At 72.5% G+C, this 19388-nt stretch carries 17 protein-coding genes; 14 read left to right on the forward strand and 3 right to left on the reverse strand.

From position 1 onward, the window contains the following. Window positions 1-8 precede the first annotated feature (8 nt). Window positions 9-740, forward strand: a complete 732-nt coding sequence (locus tag ACI6PP_RS05470) for a hypothetical protein (protein ID WP_421109797.1) — start codon at window positions 9-11, stop codon at window positions 738-740. On the opposite strand, the gene ACI6PP_RS05475 is transcribed toward ACI6PP_RS05470, so the two are convergent. After that, window positions 722-1756 (reverse strand): LacI family DNA-binding transcriptional regulator, encoded by a 1035-nt coding sequence (locus ACI6PP_RS05475; RefSeq protein WP_421109798.1) that lies wholly within the window; start codon window positions 1754-1756, stop codon window positions 722-724. The two genes, ACI6PP_RS05470 and ACI6PP_RS05475, sit on opposite strands and share 19 nt — an antisense overlap. A 175-nt stretch (window positions 1757-1931) precedes the next feature. Between ACI6PP_RS05475 and ACI6PP_RS05480 the strand changes: the two genes are divergently transcribed. The 11 genes from ACI6PP_RS05480 (at window position 1932) to ACI6PP_RS05530 (ending at window position 14580) form a co-directional block, all read left to right on the forward strand. Then, complete coding sequence (locus tag ACI6PP_RS05480; protein ID WP_421109800.1) at window positions 1932-3449, forward strand: sugar ABC transporter ATP-binding protein; 1518 nt, start codon at window positions 1932-1934, stop codon at window positions 3447-3449. After that, window positions 3446-4516, forward strand: coding sequence for an ABC transporter permease (locus tag ACI6PP_RS05485; protein WP_421109801.1), 1071 nt, complete (start codon window positions 3446-3448; stop codon window positions 4514-4516). The genes ACI6PP_RS05480 and ACI6PP_RS05485 overlap by 4 nt, the downstream gene beginning before the upstream one ends. Beyond that, the gene (locus ACI6PP_RS05490) at window positions 4513-5574 is read left to right on the forward strand and encodes an ABC transporter permease (RefSeq protein WP_421109803.1); all 1062 of its coding nucleotides are present in this window, start codon (window positions 4513-4515) and stop codon (window positions 5572-5574) included. The genes ACI6PP_RS05485 and ACI6PP_RS05490 overlap by 4 nt, the downstream gene beginning before the upstream one ends. Further along, entirely contained in the window at window positions 5571-6605 is a 1035-nt protein-coding gene (gene rhaS / locus ACI6PP_RS05495) for a rhamnose ABC transporter substrate-binding protein (RefSeq protein WP_421109805.1), read from the forward strand. Before ACI6PP_RS05490 ends, rhaS begins: the two co-directional genes overlap by 4 nt. A 99-nt stretch (window positions 6606-6704) precedes the next feature. Further along, on the forward strand, window positions 6705-7058 hold the full coding sequence (locus ACI6PP_RS05500) for an L-rhamnose mutarotase (protein ID WP_421109806.1): 354 nt from the start codon (window positions 6705-6707) through the stop codon (window positions 7056-7058). Window position 7059: 1 nt separating this feature from the next. Next, window positions 7060-8226 carry an L-rhamnose isomerase gene (gene rhaI / locus ACI6PP_RS05505; protein ID WP_421109808.1) on the forward strand — a complete coding sequence of 389 codons (1167 nt, stop codon included), beginning with the start codon at window positions 7060-7062 and terminating at the stop codon, window positions 8224-8226. 4 nt (window positions 8227-8230) lie between these two features. Beyond that, window positions 8231-10264, forward strand: a complete 2034-nt coding sequence (locus ACI6PP_RS05510; RefSeq protein ID WP_421109809.1) for a bifunctional aldolase/short-chain dehydrogenase — start codon at window positions 8231-8233, stop codon at window positions 10262-10264. A gap of 2 nt (window positions 10265-10266) precedes the next feature. Beyond that, window positions 10267-11727: a rhamnulokinase gene (locus tag ACI6PP_RS05515; RefSeq protein ID WP_421109811.1), complete on the forward strand. Its 1461-nt coding sequence runs from the start codon at window positions 10267-10269 to the stop codon at window positions 11725-11727. Then, entirely contained in the window at window positions 11724-12509 is a 786-nt protein-coding gene (locus ACI6PP_RS05520) for a (Fe-S)-binding protein (protein ID WP_421109813.1), read from the forward strand. The genes ACI6PP_RS05515 and ACI6PP_RS05520 overlap by 4 nt, the downstream gene beginning before the upstream one ends. After that, window positions 12509-13996, forward strand: a complete 1488-nt coding sequence (locus ACI6PP_RS05525; protein WP_421109815.1) for a lactate utilization protein B — start codon at window positions 12509-12511, stop codon at window positions 13994-13996. Before ACI6PP_RS05520 ends, ACI6PP_RS05525 begins: the two co-directional genes overlap by 1 nt. Continuing rightward, entirely contained in the window at window positions 13993-14580 is a 588-nt protein-coding gene (locus ACI6PP_RS05530) for a LutC/YkgG family protein (protein WP_421109816.1), read from the forward strand. The genes ACI6PP_RS05525 and ACI6PP_RS05530 overlap by 4 nt, the downstream gene beginning before the upstream one ends. Here ACI6PP_RS05530 and ACI6PP_RS05535 read toward each other — a convergent pair. Then, on the reverse strand, window positions 14577-15995 hold the full coding sequence (locus ACI6PP_RS05535; RefSeq protein ID WP_421109817.1) for an MFS transporter: 1419 nt from the start codon (window positions 15993-15995) through the stop codon (window positions 14577-14579). The genes ACI6PP_RS05530 and ACI6PP_RS05535 overlap by 4 nt on opposite strands. Before the next feature lie 99 nt (window positions 15996-16094). Between ACI6PP_RS05535 and ACI6PP_RS05540 the strand changes: the two genes are divergently transcribed. Together ACI6PP_RS05540 and ACI6PP_RS05545 are read left to right on the forward strand one after the other, a co-directional pair. Continuing rightward, window positions 16095-16700, forward strand: coding sequence for a TetR/AcrR family transcriptional regulator (locus tag ACI6PP_RS05540; protein ID WP_421109818.1), 606 nt, complete (start codon window positions 16095-16097; stop codon window positions 16698-16700). A gap of 117 nt (window positions 16701-16817) precedes the next feature. Further along, window positions 16818-18257, forward strand: coding sequence for an MFS transporter (locus ACI6PP_RS05545; RefSeq protein WP_421109820.1), 1440 nt, complete (start codon window positions 16818-16820; stop codon window positions 18255-18257). A gap of 3 nt (window positions 18258-18260) precedes the next feature. On the opposite strand, the gene ACI6PP_RS05550 is transcribed toward ACI6PP_RS05545, so the two are convergent. Continuing rightward, entirely contained in the window at window positions 18261-19253 is a 993-nt protein-coding gene (locus ACI6PP_RS05550; RefSeq protein WP_421109822.1) for an alpha/beta hydrolase, read from the reverse strand. Window positions 19254-19388 lie beyond the last annotated feature (135 nt).

The raw sequence follows: 19388 nt of genomic DNA on the forward strand, positions 1-19388 counted from the left end.
ATCCGACCATGATCTCTCGTCTGCTCCGCAGCCTCCGCGAGTCCGCTGGACCGCGCACGCTCCTCGTCCTCGCCTGTGTGACCACCGTCGTCCTCTCGGTGGGCGGCGGCGCGACCGCCGCCCGGCTCATCACCGGGGCGGACATCAAGAACAGCTCGATCGAGGGCAAGGACGTCAAGAACGGCACCCTCCAGCTGCGCGACATCAGCGACGCCTCCGAGCGCAGCCTGCGTGGTCGCCCCGGTGCGACGGGAGCCACGGGCGCCAAGGGTGCGACGGGCGCCACCGGCGCCACCGGTGCGCCGGGGCCGGCGGGGTCGGACGCGCCCGGTGCGCGGTGGGTGCTCATCGACGCCACCGGTCAGATCGAGGCGCAGTCGGGCGGCTTCACGATCGCCAGCGCCTACGACGCTCCGGGCACTCCCGCCGGTGCCGTCGGCAACGTCTACATCGATGCCGGCGAGGATCTCTCCGGCCACGCGGTCGTCGCGACCATCGCCCTGCAGAACCAGATCGACCAGAACGGCGACACCATCACGAACGGACGCTCGCTGAACCCCGACGCCAACCCCGAGTTCTCCGGCGAGATCACCGCGACCCGCTGCGCCGTCGCGGCCATCGTCGCGTGCGCCCCGACCGGCACCAACACCCCCGAGCACCTCGTGGTCAGCCCCCGCCTCAGCGACGGCCAGGTGACCACCGCGACCACCCGCAAGCGGTTCTACGTCGTCATCGTCTGACCGGTCGACGCCCGGACCACCAGCTCGGGCAGCAGCTGCACGTGCTCGTGCCGGTGGTCGTCGTTGTCGGCCTCGTCGATGACGAGCGCCGCGGCCGTCGAGCCGATCAGGTGCCGCGGCTGGCGCACCGAGGTGAGCGGGACGACGGCGGCCGCGGCGAAGTCGATGTCGTCGTAGCCGACGATGGCCAGGTCCGAGGGGACGTCGACGCCCAGACCGGCGCACCTCTGCAGCAGGCCGAGCGCCAGCAGGTCGTTGGCGCACACGACGGCCGTGGGGCGCTCGGCGCGGGGGACCGCCGCGATGCGGTCGAGCGCGAGCCGGCCCTCGTCGACCGTGAGCGCGGCGGTGACCACCTCGTGCACCGCCGACGGTGACAGGCCGGCCCGGTCGACGGCGCGGCGCACGCCGGCGATCCGGTCGCGCACCTGCCCGAGGACCGCCGGGCCCCCGACGAACCCGATGCGACGGTGGCCGGCGTCGAGCAGGTGCTGCGCGGCCAGCTCGCCGCCGAGGACGTCGTCGACCGCCACCGAGCAGTGCGTCTCGGCCTCGCGGGTGCGGTCGACGATGACGACCGGGGTGCCGCGGCGCGGCAGCTCGGAGATCAGGGGGTGCGCGGGATCGACCGGTGTCACCATCACGCCCTGCACCCGCTGCTGCTCCAGGCGCCCGAGGTAGGCGGCCTCGCGCTGGGGGTCGTTGCTGGTGTTGCACAGGAACAGCGACAGGTCGGCCGCCTCGGCGGCGTCGCCCATCGCGGCGGCGACGTCGGTGAAGAACGGGTTGCCGGCGTCGAGCATGACGTAGGCCAGCGTCCGGCTGCTGCCTGCACGGAGCTGCCGCGCGGTCTCGTTGCGCACGAAGCCGAGGTCGGCCATCGCGCCCTCGACGCGTTCGCGGGTCGCGTCGCTCACGCGGTCGGGGCGGTTCAGGACGTTGGACACCGTGCCGAGGCTGACCCCCGCGGCAGCCGCCACGTCCTTCACGCTCGCCGCGTGCCCGTTCCTGCGCACCCGCGTCCCCTTCCGGTCGCTCCGCCGGTCAGCGTAAGGGGCACCGCGGTCACGGTGGTGCCGACGTCGTGCCCGTCCCCCACGATCTGCGTTCACTTCCCCGAAACGCTTGACGCTGTGTGCGCCATCACATACTGTCCACCAAGAATTGTAACGTTTCAATCCGGAGGTGGACATGAGCACGAGCCCGTCGAGCACGCCGACGCTCGAGCTGCGCGACGTCGCCAAGTCCTTCGGCCCCGTGGTCGCGCTGAGCTCGGCGAGCCTGTCGGTCGACGCCGGCTCGATCCACGCGCTCGTCGGCGAGAACGGGGCCGGCAAGTCGACGCTGATCAAGGTGGTGGCGGGCGTCCACCGCCGCGACTCCGGCGACTTCCTGCTCGACGGCATCAACGTCGACTTCGGGTCGACGTCGGACTCCAAGTCCGCGGGGATCGCCGTCATCTACCAGGAGCCGACGCTCTTCCCCGACCTCTCGGTCACCGAGAACATCTTCATGGGGCGCCAGCCGCTCACCCGCGGACGCCGCGTCGACCGCGCCGCGATGTACGCCGAGGCCGAGGCGCTTTTCACCCGGCTGGGCGTCGGGCTCGACCCGCGCCGCCCCGCCCAGGGCCTGTCGATCGCCGACCAGCAGATCATCGAGATCGCCAAGGCCATCTCGCTCGACGCGCGCCTGCTGATCATGGACGAGCCCACCGCCGCACTGTCGGGCGTCGAGGTCGACCGGCTGTTCGCCGTCGCCCGCAGCCTGCGCGACGAGGGCCGCGCGCTCGTGTTCATCTCGCACCGCTTCGACGAGGTCTTCGCGCTGTGCGACGTCGTCACCGTGATGCGTGACGGCGAGTACGTCGCCACCAGGTCGATCGCCGAGACGAACGAGGACGAGATCGTCGCGCTGATGGTCGGCCGCGAGGTCGGCGACCTGTTCCCCAAGACCCCGGCCGAGGTGGGCGACGTCGTGCTGTCCGTCGACGGGCTGAGCGCCGTCGGCCAGTTCCACGACGTCAGCTTCGAGGTCCGCGAGGGCGAGATCGTCGGCCTGGCCGGGCTCGTCGGCGCGGGCCGCAGCGAGATCGCCCGCGCCGTCTTCGGCGTCGACGGCTACGACGCCGGCTCGGTGAGGATGAACGGCGCACCCGTCGCGCCGCGGAGCCCGCGGGCCGCGATCGACGCCGGCATGGCCTTCATCCCCGAGGACCGCCGCAAGCAGGGCCTGGTCACCGACGCGTCCGTCGCGCGCAACGTCGCCGGCGTGATCCGCGGTGGCCTGTCCCGTCTCGGCATCCTCACCGAGGGTGCCGAGAGCAGGGCGGCCGGGCCGTGGGCCCAGCGGCTCGAGGTCAAGACCGGCGCGCTCGACATGACCGCCGCGACCATGTCGGGCGGCAACCAGCAGAAGGTCGTCATCGCCAAGTGGCTGGCGACGAACCCCAGGCTGCTGATCATCGACGAGCCCACCCGCGGCATCGACGTCGGCACCAAGTCCGAGGTGCACCGGCTGCTGTCCGAGCTCGCCGGGCAGGGCCTGGCGATCCTGATGATCTCCTCCGAGCTCCCCGAGGTGCTCGGGATGGCCGACCGCGTCCTCGTCGTCTGCGAGGGCCGCCTCACCGCCGACATCGCCCGCGACGACGCCACCCCCGAGACCGTCATGAGGGCCGCGACCACGAGCCTGGAGGCCCAGCGATGAGCGCGACCCAGCAGGGCGCCGACCCGTCGGTGCCCGAGTCCCTCGAGCACCTCGTCGAGCCGAGCCGGCAGTCGTCGACCCGCCGCGTGCTCACCACGGTGCTGCGCTCGCGCGAGCTCGCGATCCTGATCGTGCTGCTGCTGGTCGTCGCGGCCGCCACCGTCGTCACGCCGAGCTTCCTGTTCAGCTCCAACAGCTGGCGCGACCTGCTGCTGACGCCGTCGATCCTGCTGCTGCTCGCCGCGGGCCAGACCGTCGTCGTCATCACCCGCAACGTCGACCTGTCGGTCGGCTCGGTGCTCGGGCTGACGGCGTACCTGACCGGCCGCCTGTTCATCGACACCGGCCTGCCGGTGGTGGCGGTGATCGTCGCGGGCGTCGTCGTCGGCATGCTGCTCGGGCTCGTCAACGGCGTGCTCGTCGCGTTCGGACGGGTGCCCGCGCTCGTCATCACGCTCGGCACCCTCTACATCTACCGAGGCGTCGTGCTCACCTGGGCGGGCAGCGACCGGATCAACGCCGACGACCTGCCGGCGTCCTTCCTGCGGCTCGGCACCCGGTCCGTCCTCAGCATCCCGGTGCTGACGATCATCGCGTTCGTCGTGCTCGCCGCCGTCGGCTACTACCTGTACGCCACCCGCGGTGGTCGCGAGATGTACGCGATCGGCTCCGACCCCGACGCCGCCGTCCTGTACGGCCTGGACGTCCGGCGCCGGGTGCTCGCGGCCTTCGCGCTCAGCGGCGCCCTGGCGGGGCTCGCGGGCGTGCTGTTCGCCGCCCGCTACGGCACCGTCAGCTCGGGCGCCGGCAACGGCATCGAGCTGCAGGCGGTGGCCGCCGTCGTCATCGGTGGCGTCGCGATCTTCGGCGGCAGCGGCACGGTCTCGGGCGCGGCCATCGGCGCGTTCCTGCTCGTCACCATCAACCGCGCGCTGCCCATCGTCGGGATCCCCGACTTCTGGCAGCGGGCCGTCGTCGGCGCGCTGATCATCGGCGCGATCGTGCTCGACCGCGTCCTGGCCAACCGCACCGCACGCAAGCTCACCGAGGCGAGGGAAGAGTCATGAGCCGCACCTACCCCGAGCACGCGCGCCCGCTGTGGCAGCGCCTGCTGGTCACGCGCGAGAGCGCGGTGATCTTCCTGCTGGTGGTCGTCGTCCTGTACTCGATCATCAACGTGCCCTTCTTCGACGGGCCGCTGACGCTCACCTACCTGCTGCTCGACGTCGCCCCGATCCTGCTGATCGCGCTGCCGATGACGATGGTCATCGTCACCGGCGAGATCGACCTGTCGGTGGCGAGCGTCGTGGGCCTGTCGAGCGTCCTGCTCGGCGTGCTGACGCAGGCGGGCGTGCCGTTCGTCGGTGCGGCCGTCGTCGCGCTCGCCGCCGGTGCGGTGTGCGGGGCGTTCAACGGCTTCCTGATCGCCTACGTCGGGCTGCCCTCGCTGGCGGTGACGATCGGCACGCTCGCGCTGTTCCGCGGCCTGGCCGTCGGCCTGCTCGGCACCACCGCCGTCACCGAGTTCCCCCAGACGTGGACCGACCTGGCCAAGGCCACCATCGGCACCACCGGCGTCCCCGTCGTCGTGATCCCGATCGTGGTGCTCGGGGTCGTGTTCGGCCTGCTGCTCCAGTACTCCTCGTTCGGCCGCGGCATCTACGACATCGGGCTCAACGACGAGGCGGCGCGCTTCACCGGCGTCGACGTCCAGCGCTCCAAGTTCGTCGTGTTCGTCCTCACCGGCCTGGTGTCGGCGTTCGCGGGCATCTTCTTCACGCTCCGCTTCGGCAGCGCCCGCGGCGACAACGCCACCGGGCTCGAGCTGCAGGTGATCGCGGCGGTGCTCCTCGGCGGCGTCTCGATCTTCGGCGGACGCGGCAAGCTCCCCGGCGTGATCGCCGGGGTGCTCCTCATCGGCGTGATCGCGAGCGCCCTGCGCCTGCAGGGCGTCACGGTCAACGTCATCAACATCATCATCGGGCTGCTCCTCGTGGCCTCGGTGATGTCCACCAGCGTCCTGGAGGCGGTCTCACGACTGCGCTCCCGGTCGAACCGGCGGGCCGCAGGCCCCACACGTGCGCCAGCGGTTGGCGCCGGTACCCAGGGAAGGCACACTCCATGAAGATCCACACCAGGCGGGTCACCGCGCTCGCGGCGCTCACGCTCAGCGCCGCCATGGTCCTCACCGCGTGCGGTGGCGGCAGCGACGACTCGGGCTCCGGCTCGGGCGGTGGCGGCGGCGACACCACGGTGACGTTCCTGCCCAAGAACCTCGGCAACCCCTACTTCGAGGCCTCGGACGCCGGCGGCAAGAAGGCCGTCGAGGAGTTCGGCGGCACGTTCGACGAGGTCGGCCCGCAGGAGGCCACGCCCGACGCGCAGGTGCAGTACATCAACACGGTCGCGCAGCAGGGCATCAAGGCGCTCGTGCTCTCGGCCAACGACCCCAAGGCCGTCGGCGACGCCCTCGACGAGGCGCGCAGCGCCGGCACCAAGGTCGTCACCTTCGACTCCGACACCGAGCCGCAGTACCGCGACGCCTTCGTGAACCAGGCCACGGCCGAGGGCATCGCCAAGGCGCAGGTCGACCTGATCTCCGAGCAGATCGGCGACTCGGGCAAGATCGCCATCCTCTCGGCGGCGGCCAACGCGACGAACCAGAACACCTGGATCGAGCTGATGAAGAAGGACCTCGCGGCCAACCACCCGAACATCGAGCTCGTCGACACCGTCTACGGCAACGACGACGACCAGGAGTCGTTCGACAAGACCGCGGCCCTGCTGCAGTCCAACCCCGACCTCAAGGGCATCGTCTCGCCGACCACCGTCGGCATCGCCGCGGCGGCGCGCTACCTGTCGGACTCGGACTTCAAGGGCAAGGTCCAGCTGACCGGCCTCGGCACGCCGAACCAGATGCGCGAGTACGTCAAGGACGGCACCGTCAAGGGCTTCGCGCTGTGGAACCCCGAGGAGCTCGGCTACCTCGCCGCCTTCACCGCGCAGGCGCTCGTCGACGGCACCATCACCGGCAAGGAGGGTGACAAGTTCACCGCCGGCGACCTCGGTGAGTACACCGTCGGGGCCGACGGCGAGGTCGTGCTCGGCGACCCCACCGTGTTCAACGCCGACAACATCGACGACTTCAACTTCTGAGTCGCACCCCCTCTCGCGCCGGCCGGCGGTCATCGGCCGCCGGCCGGCGCGCTCCACCCCCTCCATCCCAGCCCTCCCCCTCCCCGAAGGCGGTCCGTCATGCCTCGCGTCTGCTTCCAGCTGCAGGTCAGGCCCGACCGCCTCGAGGAGTACAAGCAGCGGCACGCCGCCGTCTGGCCCGAGATGCTCCACGCGCTCGAGGCCACCGGCTGGCACAACTACTCCCTGTTCCTGCGGCCCGACGGCCTGCTGATCGGCTACCTCGAGACCCCGTCGCTCGAGGCCGCGCAGGCCGGCATGGCCGCCACCGAGGTCAACGCCCGGTGGCAGGCCGAGATGGCCGAGCTCTTCGTCGACCTCGGGGACGACGCGCCCGACACCGGCTTCCTGCAGCTCGAGGAGGTCTTCCACCTGGAGGACCAGATCGCGCTCCACCCACGAGAAGTGATGTGAGATGACCACCACCTTCGACTCGATCAGCCACCGGCTCGAGGCCCTCGCCATCGAGGTGCCGTCCTGGGCCTACGGGAACTCCGGCACCCGCTTCAAGGTGTTCGGCAGCCCCGGAACCCCGCGCGACGTGCGCGAGAAGATCGCCGACGCCGCGACCGTCCACCGGTTCACCGGCCTGGCGCCGACCGTCGCCCTGCACATCCCGTGGGACGAGGTCGACGACTTCGACGACCTGCGCGGGTACGCCGAGGACCACGGCGTCGCGCTCGGCACCGTCAACTCCAACACGTTCCAGGACGACGACTACAAGCTCGGCAGCCTGACCAACGCCGACCCCGCCATCCGGCGCAAGGCCGTCGAGCACAACCTGCACTGCATCGACGTGATGGACCAGACCGGCTCGCGCGACCTGAAGATCTGGCTCGCCGACGGCTCGAACTACCCCGGCCAGGCCGACTTCCGCGCCCGCCAGGACTGGCTCGCCGAGAGCCTGCGCACGATCTACGACCGCCTCGGCGACGACCAGCGCCTCGTGCTCGAGTACAAGTTCTTCGAGCCGGCGTTCTACCACACCGACGTCCCCGACTGGGGCACGTCGTACGTCCAGGTGAGCGCGCTCGGCCCCAAGGCCACGGTCTGCCTCGACACCGGCCACCACGCGCCGGGCACCAACATCGAGTTCATCGTCGCGCAGCTGCTGCGCCTCGGCCGGCTCGGCTCGTTCGACTTCAACAGCCGCTTCTACGCCGACGACGACCTCATCGTCGGTGCCGCCGACCCGTTCCAGCTCTTCCGCATCGTCGTCGAGGTGATCCGCGGCGGCGGCTTCGGCCCGGGCAGCGACGTCGCGCTGATGCTCGACCAGTGCCACAACATCGAGAAGAAGATCCCCGGGCAGATCCGCTCGGTGCTCAACGTCCAGGAGATGACGGCCCGCGCGCTGCTGCTCGACACCGAGGCGCTCGACGTCGCCCGCCGCGAGGGCGACGTCCTCGGCGCGCACGACGTCTTCAACGACGCCTTCTACACCGACGTCCGGGGCGACCTCGCCGCGTGGCGCGAGAGCCGCGGGGTGCCCGCGGACCCGATGCGGGCCTACCTCGCGAGCGGCTACCAGGAGCAGATCGAGGCGGACCGCGTCGGCGGCTCGCAGGCAGGATGGAACTGAACCCATGACCAGCACCCCCGCAGAGCTGATCGCGCGGTCGAACCGCCTCGGCGCCGACCCCAAGAACACCAACTACGCCGGCGGCAACACGTCGGCCAAGGGCACCGAGACCGACCCGGTGACCTCCGAGCCCGTCGAGCTGCTCTGGGTCAAGGGCTCGGGCGGCGACCTCGGCACCCTGACCGAGTCCGGCCTGGCCGTGCTCCGCCTGGACCGCCTGCGCGCGCTCGTCGACGTCTACCCCGGCGTCGAGCGGGAGGACGAGATGGTGGCCGCGTTCGACTACTGCCTGCACGGCAAGGGCGGTGCCGCCCCGTCGATCGACACCGCGATGCACGGCCTGGTGGACGCGCCGCACGTCGACCACCTGCACCCCGACTCCGGCATCGCGATCGCGACGGCCGCCGACGGCCGCGAGCTGACGCGGGCGATCTTCGGCGACAAGGTGGCGTGGGTCGACTGGCGCCGTCCGGGCTTCCAGCTCGGCCTCGACATCGCCGAGATCAAGGCGAAGAACCCCGACGCGATCGGCTGCATCCTCGGCGGCCACGGCATCACCGCCTGGGGCGACACCAGCGAGCAGGCCGAGCAGGCGTCGCTGTGGATCATCGACACCGCCGCCGCGTACATCGCCGAGCACAGCAGCGCCGAGCCCTTCGGCCCCGCGCTCGACGGCTACGCCGCGCTGCCCGAGGCCGAGCGCCGCAGCAAGGCCGCGGCGCTCGTCGCGACGGCGCGCTCGATCGCGTCGCAGGACAAGCCGATGGTCGGTCACTTCACCGACTCGGACGTGGTGCTCGATTTCCTGGCGTCGTCCGAGCACCCCCGACTGGCGGCGCTGGGCACGTCCTGCCCCGACCACTTCCTGCGCACCAAGGTCAAGCCGCTCGTGCTCGACCTGCCCGCGGACGCGTCCGTCGAGGACTCGATCGCGCGCCTGCGCGAGCTGCACGCGGCGTACCGCGAGGACTACGCCGGCTACTACGACCGGCACGCGACGCCCGACAGCCCCGCGATGCGCGGCGCGGACCCGCTGATCGTGCTGGTGCCCGGCGTCGGCATGTTCAGCTTCGGCAAGGACAAGCAGACCGCCCGGGTCGCCGGCGAGTTCTACGTCAACGCGATCAACGTGATGCGCGGCGCGGAGGGCCTGTCGACGTACGCGCCCATCGACGAGTCGGAGAAGTTCCGGATCGAGTACTGGGCGCTGGAGGAGGCCAAGCTGCAGCGGATGCCCCAGGCCAAGCCGCTCGCCACGCGCATCGCGCTCGTGACGGGCGCCGCGTCGGGCATCGGCAAGGCCATCGCGGTCAAGCTCGCCGCCGAGGGCGCCGTCGTCGCGATCGCCGACCTGGACCTCGCCAAGGCGCAGGCCGCGGCAGCCGAGATCGGCGGCCCGGACGTCGCCGTCGGCGTGCAGGCCGACGTCAGCGACGAGGACCAGGTGCGCGCGGCCGTCGAGGAGACGCTGCTCGCGTTCGGCGGGCTCGACCTCGTCGTCAACAACGCGGGGCTGTCGCTCAGCAAGTCGCTGCTCGAGACCACCGTGGCGGACTGGGACCTGCAGCACGCCGTCATGGCCAAGGGCTCGTTCCTCGTCGCCCGCACCGCGGCCAGGGTGCTCATCGAGCAGGGTCTCGGCGGCGACATCGTCTACATCTCCAGCAAGAACTCGGTCTTCGCCGGGCCCAACAACATCGCGTACTCCGCGGTGAAGGCCGACCAGGCCCACCAGGTGCGGCTGCTGGCCGCCGAGCTGGGCGAGCACGGCGTCAAGGTCAACGGCATCAACCCCGACGGCGTGGTGCGCGGCTCGGGCATCTTCGCCGGCGGCTGGGGCGCCAACCGCGCCGCCGTCTACGGCGTGGAGGAGAAGGACCTGGGTGCCTTCTACGCCCAGCGCACGCTGCTCAAGCGCGAGGTGCTGCCCGAGCACGTCGCCAACGGCGTCTACGCCCTGGTGGGCCCCGACCTGACCCAGACCACCGGCCTGCACGTGCCGGTGGACTCGGGCGTGGCCGCGGCGTTCCTGCGCTGACGATGACCGACGTCCTGCGGCTGGCGGCCGTCGACCTCGGCGCGACCAGCGGTCGCGTCATGGTCGGCACCGTCGGCGACGGCCGGCTCGAGCTCGACGAGGTGCACCGCTTCGCCAACGGACCGGTCACCGCCGACGACGGGTCGCTGCACTGGGACGTCGGGCGGCTGTGGTCCGAGGTGCTCGTCGGCCTCGGCCGCGCGGGCCTGGTCGACGCCGTCGGCGTCGACTCGTGGGCCGTCGACTACGGCCTGCTCGACTCCGACGGCGAGCTGCTCGGGCAGCCGTTCAGCCACCGCGACCCCCGCACCGACGGGGTCCGGGAGCGGGTGGCGAAGGAGCTGGGGGAGGAGCGGCTGTACGCCACCACCGGCCTGCAGCAGCTGGGCTTCAACACGATCTACCAGCTGGCCACCGAGGAGTCGTTCGACGACGTCGGGACCCTGCTGCTCGTCCCCGACCTGCTCGGTCGGTGGCTGACCGGCGAGACCGTCGCGGAGTCGACCAACGCGTCCACCACGCAGCTGCTCGACGTGACCACCCGCCGCTGGGCGGTCGACCTGGCCGAGGCCGTGGGGGTGCCGCCGCGCGTGCTGCCGCCGCTCGTCGAGCCGGGCGACGTCGTGGGCACGCTGCTGCCGTCGGTGGCCGAGGCCACCGGGCTGCCGGCGACCACCCCCGTCGTCGCCGTGGGCTCGCACGACACCGCGTCGGCCGTCGTGGGCGTGCCGCTCGACCCGGCCGTGCCCGCAGCCTTCATCTCGTCGGGCACCTGGTCGCTCGTCGGCATCGAGCTGGACGCGCCGGTGCTCACCGACGCCGCCCGCGAGGCCGACTTCACCAACGAGGGCGGCGTCGACCGCACCGTCCGGTTCCTGCGCAACGTGATGGGCCTGTGGGTGCTGAGCGAGACGCTGCGGGCCTGGGGACGCGACGACCTCGGTGCGCTGCTCGACCAGGCCGCGGCGGCGCCGGCGTTCGGTCCTGTGGTCGACGTCGACGGTCCCGCGTTCCTCGCGCCCGGCGACATGCCGGCGCGCATCGCCGACGCGTGCCGCGCGTCCGGCCAGGCGCCTCCGGAGACTCCCGGGTCGGTGGTGCGCTGCGTCCTGGAGAGCCTGGCACTGGCGTACCGCCGCAACGTCCGGCTCGCCGCGCGGCTCAGCGGCCGCGACGTCGAGGTCGTGCACGTCGTGGGCGGCGGGTCGCAGAACGCGCTGCTGTGCCAGATGACGGCCGACGCGTGCGGCGTCCCCGTGCTCGCCGGGCCGGTCGAGGCCGCGGCGCTGGGCAACGTCCTGGTCCAGGCCCGGACGCTCGGTGCCGACCTGCCCGACCTCGCCGCGATGCGGGCGCTCGTCGCGTCCACCCACCGCCTCCGCCGGTACGAGCCGGCGGGCACGGGTGTGCACTGGGACGAGCTGGAGACCACACTGGCCGGACGACGAGAGGAGCGCACATGAGGGTCGCCCTGATGGTCACCTGCATCAACGACGCGATGTTCCCCGGCACGGGGCAGGCGGTCGTGAGGCTGCTGCGCCGGCTCGGCGTGGACGTCGACTTCCCGGCCGGCCAGGCCTGCTGCGGCCAGCCGATGGTCAACACCGGCTACCTCGACGAGGCCGTGCCGGTCGTGCGCGGCTACGCCGACGCGTTCGCCGGGTACGACGCGATCGTGACGCCGTCCGGCTCCTGCGCGGGCTCGGCCCGTCACCAGCACTCGATCGTCGCCCGCCGCTCGGGCGATCCCGCGCTCCAGGCGGCCGTCGCCGAGCTGTCGCCCAAGGTCTACGAGCTGTCGGAGTTCCTCGTCGACGTGCTGGGCGTGACCGACGTGGGCGCCTACTTCCCGCACACCGTCACCTACCACCCCACGTGCCACTCGCTGCGGATGCTGGGCGTCGGCGACCGTCCCACGCAGCTGCTGTCGAAGGTGCGCGGGCTGCGGCTCGTGGAGCTGCCCGGCGCCGACCAGTGCTGCGGCTTCGGCGGGACGTTCGCGGTCAAGAACGCCGACACGTCGGTGGCGATGGGCTCGGACAAGGCGCGCCTGGTGCAGGGCACCGGCGCCGAGGTGCTCGTCGCGGGCGACAACTCGTGCCTGATGCACGTGGGCGGCCTGCTCTCGCGGCAGCGCTCACGCGTCCGCACGATGCACCTGGCCGAGATCCTGGCGGCCACCGAGGACGACCCCGCGACGCCCGACCCGGGCGCGCACCCCGTCGACGCCCGGAGGGCCGGCTGATGAGCCACACGTTCGTCGGCATGCCGCCGTTCCCGACCGCGGCCCGCGAGGCCCTCGCCGACACCCAGCTGCGCGCCAACCTCGCGCACGCGACGTCGACGATCCGCGACAAGCGGCTCAAGGTCGTCGCCGAGGTGGACGACTGGGAGGAGCTGCGCCTGGCCGGCGCGGCGATCAAGGACAACACGCTGATGCACCTCGACGAGCACCTCGTGCTGCTCGAGGAGCGGCTCACGGCCAACGGCGTGACCGTGCACTGGGCCAACGACGCCGCCGAGGCGTGCGCGATCGTCGCGTCGGTCGCCCGGAGCCACGGCGTCGACGAGGTCGTGAAGATCAAGTCGATGGCCACCCAGGAGATCGAGCTCAACGAGGCCCTCGAGGCCGAGGGCATCGCCGCCTGGGAGACCGACCTCGCCGAGCTCATCGTGCAGCTCGGCGACGACCTGCCCAGCCACATCCTGGTGCCCGCGATCCACCGCAACCGCGCCGAGATCCGCGAGATCTTCCGCCGCGAGATGGCCGGGGCGGGCCGACCGGCACCCGACGACCTGTCCGACGAGCCCGCCCGCCTGGCCGAGGCGGCGCGCCTGCACCTGCGCGAGAAGTTCCTGCGCGCCAAGGTCGCGATCTCGGGCGCCAACTTCGCCGTCGCGGACTCCGGCACGCTGGTCGTGGTGGAGTCCGAGGGCAACGGACGCATGTGCCTGACGCTGCCCGAGGTGCTGGTCTCGGTGGTGGGCATCGAGAAGGTGGTGCCCACCTGGAGCGACCTCGACGCGTTCCTGCAGCTGCTGCCGCGCTCGTCCACCGGCGAGCGGATGAACCCGTACACGTCCACCTGGTCCGGCGTGACCCCCGGTGACGGACCGCAGGAGATGCACGTCGTCCTGCTCGACAACGGACGCACGCGTGCGCTGGCCGACGAGGTCGGCCGTCAGGCGCTGCGCTGCATCCGGTGCTCGGCGTGCCTCAACGTGTGCCCGGTCTACGAGCGCACCGGTGGCCACGCCTACGGCTCGGTGTACCCCGGCCCCATCGGGGCGATCCTCAACCCGCTGCTCAAGGGCGTCGGCGTGGACGAGCAGACCGACTCGCTGCCGTACGCGTCGTCGCTGTGCGGCGCGTGCTTCGACGCCTGCCCGGTCCGCATCGACATCCCCTCGGTGCTGGTCGACCTGCGCGCCAAGGTGGTCGACGCGCACCGCGGCGGCGTACCGAAGGCGGAGGCGGTCGCGATGAAGGGCGCCGCGATGACGCTGTCGTCCGGTGCCCGTCTCGGCGCGGCCGAGCAGGTGTCGGGCCTGGCCGGACGGTTCTTCGACCGCAAGGGCTCGAAGGGACGGCGCGCCGGCGGCGGCCGTCACGTGCTCTCCCACCTGCCCGGCCCCGGCGGCAAGTGGACGGGCGCCCGCGACATGCCCACGCCGCCGGCCGAGTCGTTCCGGCACTGGTGGCGCCGCACCGACGGCGGGACGCGCCCGTGAGCGCCCGCGACGACGTCCTGCGCCGCGTGCGGAGCGCGCTCGCGCAGGCCGACACGTCCCCGGTGACGGTGCCGCGCGGCTACCGCCAGGGCACCGTCGGCGACGTCGACCTGTTCGTCGAGCGGGTGGAGGACTACAAGGCCGTCGTCGTGCGCTGCTCGGCCGACGAGGTGGAGGCCCGGATCGCCGAGGCGCTGCCCGACGGCGCCCGCGTCGTCGTCCCGCCCGGTCTGCCCTGGCACGTCGAGGGAGCCGAGGAGGACCACGGCCTGACGTCCACCGAGCTCGACGACGTGGCCGCCGTGGTCACCGGCGCCACGTGCGGCATCGCGGTGACCGGCACGATCGTGCTGTCGCACGGGCCGGGGGAGGGCCGCCGCGTGGCGACCCTCGTCCCCGACCTGCACGTGTGCGTGGTGCGGGCCGACCAGGTGGTGGCCGACGTCCCCGACGCGGTCGCGACCCTCGACCCGTCCCGCCCGCAGACCTGGATCAGCGGGCCGTCCGCCACCAGCGACATCGAGCTGAACCGGGTGGAGGGCGTCCACGGCCCCCGCACCCTGCACGTCGTCGTCGTCGGCTAGCCGCGGACCCTCGGGCGACCGGGGGCGAAGAGGGCGGCGACGGCGGCCACGGCCACGGACGCCGCGCCGACGAGGAGGGCCGGGCCGATCGCGCCGTCGTAGCCGGTCGGCGTGAAGGAGCCGTCCTTCGCCAGGAAGACCGCGGTGAGCAGGGCGACGCCGAGGGCGATGCCGAACTCGCGGATCGTGGCGTTGGCCGAGCTGGCGACCGCGAAGTCGTCCTCGGAGATCCGGTCGAGCACGGCGATCGCACTGGGGGCGAACGTCAGGCCCATGCCCACGCCGGCCATCACGAAGGCGGGGACCAGCGAGCCGTAGGAGCTCGCGGACTCCGTCAGCGCCGCCATCCAGACCAGCGACCCGGTCTGCAGCACCAGGCCGGTGACGAGCAGCGCCCGGATGCCGACGCGCGGCGCCAGCATCCCGGCGATCGGGGCGACGACCATCGGTGCGGCGGTCCACGGCAGGGTGCGCAGGCCCGCCTCGAAGGGCGAGTACCCCATGACGACCTGCAGGTTCTGCGCCAGCAGGAACACGGCGCCGAACATGCCGAGCGTGAAGGTCAGGCCCACGACGTTGGCGACGCTGAACCCGCGCGAGGCGAACAGCCGCAGCGGCAGCACGGCGTCGACCCGATGCGAGGCGTGCCGGACGAACAGCGGCACCATGACGGCGGCGGCCACCAGCGGCAGCAGCACCTGCGGCGAGCCCCAGCCGTCGTCGTTGCCGTGCACGATGCCCCAGACGCCGAGGAACACCGCTCCGCCGAGCAGCACCGTGCCGCGCAGGTCGAGACGACGACGCGCGCCGTGGGACTCCTCCAGGGCCAGACGGGCGAGCGGCAGCGCCACGACGGCGACGGGCACGTTGAGCCAGAAGATCGCCTGCCACGAGATGCCGTCGACGACGGCCCCGCCGACGACCGGGCCGAGCGCGACGCCGAGGCCGGACACCGCGCCCCAGACGCCGATGGCCGCGGCGCGGCGCGCCTCGGGCACGGCGGCCGCCAGCAGCGTCAGCGACAGCGGCATCAGCGCCGCGGCGCCGAGACCCTGCAGGGCGCGGGCGACGATCAGCTGCTCGGGGCCGCTCGACAGCGCCGCACCGATGGAGGCGATGGTGAACAGCGCGATGCCGGCGAGGAAGACGCGTCGCCGTCCGAGCCGGTCGCCGAGGCTCGACGCGGTGAGCATGAACGTCGCGAAGGTCAGCGTGTACGCGTTGACGAACCACTGCAGCTGGCCGACCGAGGCGGACAGGTCGGCGCTGACGACGGGCAGCGCGCTCGTCATCACCAGGTTGTCGAGGGTGGCCATGAACATCGGCAGCGAGGCCGCGACGAGCACGAGCCAGGTGGGTGGACGACGTCGCGGCGTCGCCCCCGCGTCGGGGCGGGCGGGTGAGGTGACGGTCATGGTCGCTCCAGGTGAGGCGCCGGGGTGGCGAGGACTGCAAGAAGGCATCGGATGATTACTTAAGGGGACGTTAAGTAATGAACTGATAACCTGTCAAGCGTGAGTCCGTCAGCGAGCCCGGAGAAGACCACCCGCATGGGTGCGGCGGACCGACGCGCGCTCGTCCTCGCGGCCGCCACCCGCGCCTTCGCCCAGGACGGGTACGCCGGCACCAGCACCGACGCGATCGCCCGCGAGGCGTCGGTGTCGCAGCCGTACGTCGTGCGGATCTTCGGCAGCAAGCTCGACCTGTTCCTCGAGGTGCTCGACGGTGCCGCCGAGCGCATCCGGGCCGCGTTCGAGGCCGAGGTCGCCCGGGCGCCGTTCGACCCCGACGACCAGGAGGACTGGGGTCGGCTGGGGGCGGTCTACTCCGGGCTCCTCACCGACCGCGACCACCTGCTCGTGCTCATGCACGGCTTCACCGCGTCCGCCGTGCCCGAGATCGGTCGGCACGCCCGTCGGGCGATGGGACGCATCCACCGCGACCTGACCGCGACCGGCGCCACCCAGGACCAGGTCCGCGCGTTCATCGCCCACGGGATGCTGCTCAACGTGATGATCGCGATCGAGGCCCCCCAGCACGTCGGCGAGGACGCCGACGTCGACGCGCTCAGCGCCTGCGCGTTCGACGGCAACCTCGACGCGGAGCTGTTCGGCGCCTGAGGCGCACCGGTGGTCCACGTCACGGGCGGGGCGGGGTGTGACCTGCGCCCTGACGGTTGTGTGCCGTCAGCAACTACCGTGGGGTCTTCCCCCGTCACCCCTGCTCCGAGGAGACCCGTGCGCCGCCGGTCCTACCGCACCACGTTCGCCGTCCTCACCGTGTCGGTGATGTCGTACGCGCTGGTCCAGTCCATGACGGTGCCGACGCTGCCGCTGCTGCAGACCGAGCTGGGCACCACCCAGAGCGCGGTCACCTGGGTGCTCACCGCACAGCTGCTCGCCGCCGCGATCTCCACGCCGATCCTCGGTCGGGTCGGCGACGCCGTCGGCAAGAACCGGATGCTCGTCGTCGCCGTGGGCGCGCTCGCCGTCGGGTCGGTCGTGGCCGCGCTCGCGACGCACATCGGCGTCCTGATCGGCGCCCGCGTCATCCAGGGCGTCGGCGGCGGCGTGATCCCGCTGGCCTTCGGCATCATCCGCGACGAGGTGCCCGAGAAGCACCGCTCGATGGCGATCAGCGTGGTCTCCTCGCTGCTGGCCGTGGGGTTCGGCATCGGCATCGTCGTCGCCGGCCCCATCCTCGACGTGCTCGGCTTCCACTGGCTCTTCGTGCTCCCCGCGATCGTGGCCACCCTCGCGGCCGTGGCCGCGTTCGTGCTCGTCCCCGAGTCGCCGGTGCGCACCCCCGGCGGCGTCAGCCTGCTGCCCGCGGTGCTGCTCGCGGGGTGGCTGTCGAGCTTCCTGCTCGCCGTCAGCCAGGGTCCGGCCTGGGGCTGGACGTCGCCCGGCGTGCTGGGCCTGCTCGTCGCCGCGGTGGTGCTGACGCTCGCCTGGGTGCGCTCGGAGCAGCGTGCCCGCGTCCCGGTCGTCGACCTGACGATGATGCGTCGTCGCCCGGTCTGGGCCGCCAACCTCGTGGCGCTGCTGGTGGGCGTCTCGATGTACGCCTCGTTCGGCTTCGTCCCCCAGCTCGTGCAGACCCCGTCCGCGTCGGGCTGGGGCCTCGGCGCCACCGTGACGCAGGCCGGCCTGGTCATGCTGCCGAGCGCCGCCGCCACCTTCGTGGCCGGTCTCGTCGCCACCCCGCTGGCCCGCCTGTTCGGGCCGAAGCCGATGGTCATCGCCTCGTGCATGATCGGCGCGGTCGGCCTGCTGTCCACCGCGCTGGTCCACGACACGCTCGTGCAGACCGCGATCGGCGCGGGCATCGCCAGCGTCGGCGTGGGTCTGGTCTTCGCGCTGCTCGCCAACCTCGTCGTGGCGGCCGTCCCGGCCGAGCAGACCGGCGTCGCGAGCGGCATGAACGCCAACGTGCGCACCATCGGCGGAGCGGTCGGCTCGGCGATGGCCACGAGCATCGTCACCGCCCAGGTGCTGCCGAACGGACTCACCGCCGAGATCGGCTACACCGTGACGTTCGTCGTGCTCGCGGTCGTCATGGCGTCGGCCGGGCTCGCCGGGTTCCTGGTGCCGGGCGCCGCCGCCGACCGGGCCGCGGCGCAGGCAGCGGCCCGCGTCGACGAGCCCGCGCGCCCCACCGAGGACGTCGCGGCCTGATCCTCAGCCGGCCGTGACGAGCCGGTGCCGCGCGAGCCAGTCGTCGAGCCGCGCGTACGCGGCCTCACGGGGCTCGGCGAGCGACAGGAACACGTCGTGGCGCGCGTCGGCGATCGGCACGACGGTGGTCTCGCCGCCGAGGCAGCCGGCCCAGCGGGCGATCTGGCGCACGTCGAGGACGGTGTCGGCGCGGTCGCTCTCGTCGCTGTAGCGCGAGGAGTAGTGCGTCTTGTCCGAGCGCAGCACCAGGGACGGCACGCCCACGTCGAGCCCGCGGTGCAGGCGCGCGTGGCCGCGGCGGACGGCGTTCAGCCAGCCGACCGTCACCGGGAAGCCCTCGAGGGGCTTGAGGGCGACGTCGAAGTCCCACTCGCCGGTGCCGCTGGTGTGCAGCGTCGGGCCGTAGAGGCTCTCGGGCAGGTCGAGGGCACGCAGCGGCGTGACGCGGGCGACGCCCTGCAGCGCGAACGTGACCGGTCCGCGCATGACGGGCTTGCCCTGCAGGTCGAACCACGGGCTGTTCAGCACCAGCCCCGCGACGGGGGCGGTGCGCCCGGCGCGGCGGCGTCGGTCGAGCCAGAGCGGGAGGATCAGCCCACCGGTCGAGTGCGCCATCGCCGTCACCGGCAGGTCCGGGTGCTCGGCCGCGACGATCGCCAGGGACGCGTCGAGCTCGGCGTCGTACTGCTCGAGGTCGGACGTGTAGTGGGCGGTCTGCCCGGGGCGACGCGCGCGTCCGCACTTGCGCAGGTCGAGCGCGTAGAACCCCAGGCCGCGCGCGGCGCAGAAGTCGGCCAGGGCGGTCTGGAAGAAGTAGTCCGAGAAGCCGTGGACGTAGAGCACCGCCCCGTCGACGGCCTCGCCGTCGCGCGGGGTGCGGCGCACCAGGACGGCGGCGACGTCGCCCTCGCCGTCGGGGTCGGCGCCCAGCTCGATCGTGTGCTGCTCGTAGCCGTCGCCGAGGACGTCGGGCTCCCAGGTGGTGGTGCGGGTCATGGGTCCATCATCGTGCACCGGCCACCGGTCGCGCTTGACCCCCGACGACAACGGCTTGACCGGGGACGACAGGTGGTTCACGCGTGCGTGACCCTCAGGACCCTTGCCTGGCGGGCGGACCGACCTACTGTGTTG

This window comes from Solicola agrisoli (assembly GCF_049059935.1).
Taxonomy (GTDB): Bacteria; Actinomycetota; Actinomycetes; order Propionibacteriales; family Nocardioidaceae; genus JAURVT01.